At 66.6% G+C, this 6,014-nt stretch carries 6 protein-coding genes; all 6 read right to left on the reverse strand.

Annotation, left to right across the window (positions count from 1 at the left end; genetic code table 11):
- Positions 1 to 12 precede the first annotated feature (12 nt).
- The 6 genes from ACIA5H_RS02620 to ACIA5H_RS02645 are packed head-to-tail and all read right to left on the reverse strand — an operon-like array spanning position 13 to position 5,194.
- Positions 13 to 387, reverse strand: a complete 375-nt coding sequence (locus ACIA5H_RS02620; RefSeq protein WP_397073375.1) for a hypothetical protein — start codon at positions 385 to 387, stop codon at positions 13 to 15.
- Entirely contained in the window at positions 384 to 1,109 is a 726-nt protein-coding gene (locus ACIA5H_RS02625) for a hypothetical protein (RefSeq protein ID WP_397073377.1), read from the reverse strand. Before ACIA5H_RS02625 ends, ACIA5H_RS02620 begins: the two co-directional genes overlap by 4 nt.
- A complete protein-coding gene (locus ACIA5H_RS02630) occupies positions 1,109 to 1,444 on the reverse strand; it encodes a hypothetical protein (RefSeq protein WP_397073379.1) in 336 nt (111 codons plus the stop codon). Before ACIA5H_RS02630 ends, ACIA5H_RS02625 begins: the two co-directional genes overlap by 1 nt.
- 22 nt (positions 1,445 to 1,466) lie before the next feature.
- Complete coding sequence (locus ACIA5H_RS02635; RefSeq protein ID WP_397073381.1) at positions 1,467 to 2,939, reverse strand: PPE domain-containing protein; 1,473 nt, start codon at positions 2,937 to 2,939, stop codon at positions 1,467 to 1,469.
- Positions 2,940 to 2,984: 45 nt separating this feature from the next.
- Entirely contained in the window at positions 2,985 to 4,628 is a 1,644-nt protein-coding gene (locus ACIA5H_RS02640; protein WP_397073383.1) for a hypothetical protein, read from the reverse strand.
- Between the two features lie 11 nt (positions 4,629 to 4,639).
- Entirely contained in the window at positions 4,640 to 5,194 is a 555-nt protein-coding gene (locus tag ACIA5H_RS02645; RefSeq protein WP_397073385.1) for a hypothetical protein, read from the reverse strand.
- Positions 5,195 to 6,014: the final 820 nt, after the last annotated feature.

Raw genomic sequence — 6,014 nt, forward strand, 5'->3', positions numbered from 1 at the left:
GCGGTAGGCGTCTCAGGTGTCGCGTCGGAACTCGGCTTCCTCCATGGCGCGATACGACGCCTCGGTCGGAAGGTCGAACGAATCGATCGTGTAGGAGCGAGTGCCCTTGTACTCCATCTCGGCGCGCAGCCCCACGCGCGACTTCGCATGTGCCAGCCGCGCGAGCTTGACGATCTGGGAAGCCAGCCACTCGTCGCCGTTGTCGCGGGCGTCGTCGGTGATGTACAAGCCGATGATCTCGCCGTCGCGGTCGCACCCGACGCCCACGGTGTGGTCGGGGTTGAACACTTCGTAGGTCAGGTGCTGCCAGTCCGGTGCGGCGGCTTCCGGCTGGGCGTCATCGTCGAAGTCGTAGTCGTCCACGTCGATCGAATGTATGTCGGTCATCGGCTGCTCTCCGAGAATCTGTCGCCGGATGGGGGATTGATCAGGTAATCGGCGTCGTCGGACACCGATTCCAGTTGCGCTGCCAGCGCGGACCAGGCTGCGTCCTCGATACGCATGACCTGGCGCATCTGCCAGAACCGGGCACCGAGATACAGCTCTCCGGTTCCGTCCGGCGCGACGTCCAGATGATCGGGACCTTCGGTAGCCGGATTCAGCGTCACCGCCGTCACCGGCGGACGGGTGTCGTCGACGTTGACCAGAGTCGCGCCGCCGCCGGGGATGAAGCTCTGACGCAGCCGGGCGCTGTTGCCGATCGCGACGTCGGCGCTGTTGGTGGTGATGGTGATCTCCGGATTCAACAGCAGTTGCAGCACCCACGAGCGAGCCGGCTGCTCGGGATGGTCGGCGTTGACGGCGATCGTGAGAGTCGAGGCCAAGTCGATCACGAGCACCGAATCCGTAGTCGTGACACCGGCGATCACGAGACGACGTGCGGTGCCGACCGGGTACGGCAGGTCGTCGGCCGCGAGGGACACCACGTCCGCGCCGACCCCGCCGCCGGTCGCGGGATGCGCGGAGACGGTTCCGGTGGCGATATCGATCGTGTAAGCGACGATTGTCTCCGAGAGGCCGTCCGCCACGCCGGCCAAACGGACCAAGCCCTCGTCGTGCAGCCATCGCACCGTATCCGCGACGGTGACATCCGGGGCGGGCTCGGTCATCAAGCCTGCCCCGACGCCGTGGCGACCGGCTCGGTTCCCTCGACGGGGACCTCCATGACGCTCTGGTACTGCCGCGCCGCATCCGCGGTGCTCTCCCGGATGGCGGCCATGATCTCGGCGACCAGTTCGGGGGAGGTCAGCCGCGCGGCAGTGCCTGGCGCGAGATAGAGATCGGTGAGCCTGCCCATAGCGTCGACCTCCGGGATGACCGCGCCACTGGGCGACGGCCTGCGGGCCCGGATATCGTCGATCCTTTCCCGCATCTCGGCGATCCGGTGCCGCAGATCGCGGGCGGCGTCCAAGGCCGCCTGCACGTCCGGGTGGATGGAACTCATAACTCCACCTCGCTGTGCTCACTCATGCGTTACCTCCGGATTGGGTCGGGGTCTGGTTGCCCGGGGAGGGCGTCGGCGGGGTCACGGTCGGCGCTATGGTCGGCCGTTCGCCGATCACCGCCTCCGTGTGTGGTGTGTCGTCCACGTACATCAAGCGATCCGGATGCCATGCCACCACCCGGTTGCGGTCGTTGTTGCCACCCGAGTTGCCCATGCCCGGTGCCATCGGCATATACGGCATCATCGGCGACCCGCCGCGCGCGGCGGCCGCGCTGGGCGCCGACGACGCGCCGAGCGGTTCGATCACCGAGGTGCGCGGCATGCCCGAACCGAGGCTGGCCGCGGCGGCCACCGGCAAAGCGCTCGCCTGGACGGTTTCGGCCTCGACATCCGGAATGCCCAGACCCGGACTGCCCGTAGGCATCCCGCTCGGGCTGCCCGTGCCGAGCCCGCTGGGGATACCGAGGTTGTCGTAACCGTATTCGTCGAGGCCGTAGTCGTCGTAGGCATCCGCCGAATCCGACTGACCGAGCTGACTCAGCGGCATCCCGGCCGAAGCCATCGCACTCATCAGAGCGGGCAGCATCTGCGTCAACGCGCTGGTGTCGCCGCTGCCACTGCCTTTGCCGCCGCCCGTGCCCTTGTCGGTGCCTTCGCTCGTCCCGACCTTGGAGCCCACCTCAGTGGAGTAGCCGGTGATCGTCTCCGCCGAACGAGCGTTCTGCTCGTTGAATTTGGCCAAGGCGGCCTGGATGCCGAGTTCGTTCTTGGAGCGCATCGCCGCGATCAGCTCCTTGCGCGCGGCGATGATCTCCTCCGGCGTCGGGTGTTTCGCCTTCGCGGTCCGGAATGCGTCGCTGTAGGTGTCGATTCCGTCGGCCAGTAGCCCGAGACCGGTGCCGAGCTGGTCCAGCCAGCCCCGGCGCTGGCCGAGTTCCGACGCCGCGGCGGCCCCGACGGGCTCCCAGTGCTGCATCGACTTCGCCGCAGAGTTCACGCCGTCGACGGCCGCGAGGTGCGGTCCTCCGGCGAACTTGCGCAACGCGTCCGCGAATCCTTTCGCCGCCCCCGGGCCGGGGCCCGAGTGCAACTGCTGAGCGAACGTCAACGGGTCGACTGCGCCGGCCGCGACGGGAAACCTGAGCGCGGGTGGGCGTCGCAGGCCGATTTCCTGTACGTCGCCGACCGGATTGGCGAGAAGTTCACCGCCGCTGCCATTGATGGTCCGAGCACCGGCATCGTCGGCCGCGGTGTAGTCGGCGGCTGCCGCGCCGATGTTGTACGCGGTGCGCTGGACATCGGTGAGAACACCGGCCATTCCATTGAGCAACGACGCGGCCTGCGCGTTGAGCTGCGGTACCGCCGCGGCGGAAATCGGGTCAGCCCCCGCGGGCACGACCCATCCGCCGGGCATCGCCGCACCGGTATCGCGCGCCATCGCGGCGAGTCTCGACGCCGCAGCGACGAGTTCCTGCGGATCCACCTTCAGCGCCATCGCGACCTCCTCTCCTCATCTGCCGCTGTCACCCTGCTCGCGCGATCAGCCCGCGGTTACCGCGGAAACCGGCATTCCCGCGACCGCGGACTGATCGGCCGAGCCCGGCATGCCCGAGGGCGAGCCCCCATCGGCCGGCGCGGTCATATCGACGCCGTTCGGGTGCGCGTACCCCTCGAACAAGTTCGTCTCCGAGGCGATCTCGGGCATCTTCGTGTCGAAGGGCTTCAGCTCGCCCTTGACGATGGCCTCCAGCGAGGGGCCGCCCTCCTCGTCAGGCCCGAACACGACGAGCACCGCGGTCGAGTTCGTCCACATGGCGACGTCGCCGGTCTTCAATTGGAAATCGCCCACACGTTGGCCGATCTGCTTCTTGTCCGAGAACTTCGCCGACGTCTTCTCGTACGCTTTTTGCGCGTCGGTCCCACTGTGGTTGCCGAACGCCGCGTCCAGAACTTGCGCCGTCTGCGCGGATACCTTCTGTGTCTTTCCGGTGGGCGGGAACGAGTAGATCACGCTGCCGTCCGCTTCCGGCGTACGGCCGGGCGCCACCGCCGGTTGAGTGGAAGACACTGTGTTGGTGGGCGCTCCGGTGTGCTGCGTCGTCGCGGCGGGGGTCGCCGTGGCAGGCTGTACCGCCGCTGGCTGGGCCGTGACAGGCGCCGCGACCTGCGGCGGGGCAACCTGGTCGAGTTCGTCGTCGTAGCGGCGCGGATCCAGGTCCATCCGGCGGTTGTTCAGGTCCTGATCCGCGAGGTTTCGCATCATCATCTGCTGCGCGAGCAGGGAACCTATGTCCATGCCGGTGCCCATGGGCGACGTAGCGGCCGGCGACGGCACGCTCGGCGTGGAGGGTGTCGTGATGCCCGGCGTGGTGGTCCCACTGGGGTCGAGGGGACTGGGCGTCTGGCTGGTCGAGCCGGGGATATCCGTACCGGAGGTGTCCAGATCGGTCGGCGTCGTGCTGGGGCTGGTCGGGTCGTCCAGACTGTCCAGGCCGGTGGGAAAGGCACTGTTGTCAACTGCGGGCGGGATCGTCTGGTCGGTGGAACCGGGCGTTGTAGGCCAGTTGGACGTGTCGACGTTCGGCGGAATCGTCGCCGGGTCCCTCGACGCTGCCTCCAGCTTCTTCACCTGCGCTTCCAGCTCTTTGATCCTCTTGGTCTGATCGTCGATACCGCTCGCGACGCTACTCTGCCCCTTGGCAACCTTGTCGAGCTCGGTGCTCGCGCTGTTGCAAGCGGCGGTGATCCAGGTCCAGTGATGGTCGTCGATTTTTATTCCGCCGACAGGGGCAATGGGTGCCACCGCGACGACGTCTTTATCGATCACGGCATTGATTGCTTTCAGCCCGGAATCAGACCATTTCGCGGAGTCCGGAACCCATTGCGCTCTCAGCTCGGTCAGCGAATTCTTGACGTCGGTGTACGCTTGCTTGAGTTTTACCGCTACGGCAGCGTAGTCCTGAAAACTCCCGACAGCGTTGGTAGGGGCTACCTGCGGAACGTCCGGTGGGTTCGGAGGATCGGGCCGGTCATCCTTGCCGCAACTATTGAAGCCGTCCTTGAAGAATTTGTAGAACTCTTTGAAGCGGAGCTCGGTGAATGTCGAGTGGACCCAATCAGGAGGGTAGTTACCGTGCTTTATCGCCTCGCGGTCGGGCATCAGCATCGGGTTCATCTCCACCACAGAACCGCTCCTCAGGAGGTGAGGCTGAATTGGGTGGAGTCATTGAGAACCTTGGTCGGCAGCGTGGCGGGGTACGACTCCGCTTGCCCCGGCCCGGATCCCGGCCCCTTTGAATGCCCGACACCTGAAAGACCGGCACCCAGGCCCGCACCGGTCAACCAACCGCGCGCCGCATTGAAGGACGCGCCTCTCGCAGCCCACGCAGCTGCGATATTCGCCTCAGGGTTACGGACAGCTGGGTTGAACGCGCCCGAAAGCGCCCGGGCGGCCAGATTTCGTCCACCCATCGTCGCAAACGCACCCCGGAGGGCACCACCGGCACCGCCTCCCAGCAATGACAAGGCGCCGGTCTCCGCCCCATTGCTGAACGCTTCCCCCACACCCTGACCATCGGCCAGGTCAAATGCGGTTTCTGACAGGAAGCCGCCCACGGCACTGCCCAGCGCAACGCCGAACGCCGTGCCTACCCCTGGAACGACCGACCCGAGCGCGCCACCGGCAACGGTGGCAGTCGTGGTCAACGCGAACTTGCCGACATCCTTCCATGGAATACCGAAGAAGCCCATGAGATCACCTCCCGAATGCTAGGCGGAGCGCTGGCCCACGACGGCCGACCAGGCGGTCTTCGAATGGATCCATAGCGGCCGACACCACATGGGTCAAAGGCTCGCAAGGCTCGTGCCTCACCACGGCAAAGTCCGCCTCTCGATCGAGCTCCTCATCGTCGAACAGAGCGGCCGTGCGCGCCGATCGACCATGAGTGAGACCTACTTTCGACGTCTTCATTGTCGAGGCTTCCCAACTACGGGAAGTGCGGCGCTGGCAGAACCGGAAAGGCCGGTCCGGATCCATCTACACTGACGAGCGCGAATTGTCCAGGCTGCCAACCAGTTCACAGCGACTTATGAGGAGGGGTTGGATGTACCTCTGCCACCCACTGCTCGAGGCTACCGTCCGGGCATCCTCCACTCGCCGATGGCTACCGACAACCGGGGGAAGTCATGACCTCTGCTGAAATCTGGCCCGCCGAGGTCGAAGCGAAAGGGCCGGAAACGGCGGAAGATCAGCGGACCGGACCGGCGACGCCGTGGTCGAGCCGACCGGATCAGCAGCGGTCACGGCCGGGTACGGCGGCGCCGGGACTGCCGGGCGGTCCTCCGGCACCTGGCCAGTCGGGCGCTCCCGCATCTGGTCCGCCCAATGGCACCGGATCGCCGGGTCAGTCTGGTTCGCCGAGTGTTGGTGGTCAGCCTGGTGTTTCGGGACCGCCTGGGCCTGGTGTGCAGTCAGGTGTGCCTGGTCAGCAGGGTGGTCCGCCGGTTCAGCAGCCGGGTCAGTCGGTTGAGGGTGCGCCGGGTGGTGTGGTGGCTCCGCGGGTGGAGGCGG

The organism is Nocardia sp. NPDC051900 (assembly GCF_044452545.1).
In the GTDB taxonomy this organism is placed as follows: domain Bacteria; phylum Actinomycetota; class Actinomycetes; order Mycobacteriales; family Mycobacteriaceae; genus Nocardia; species Nocardia sichangensis.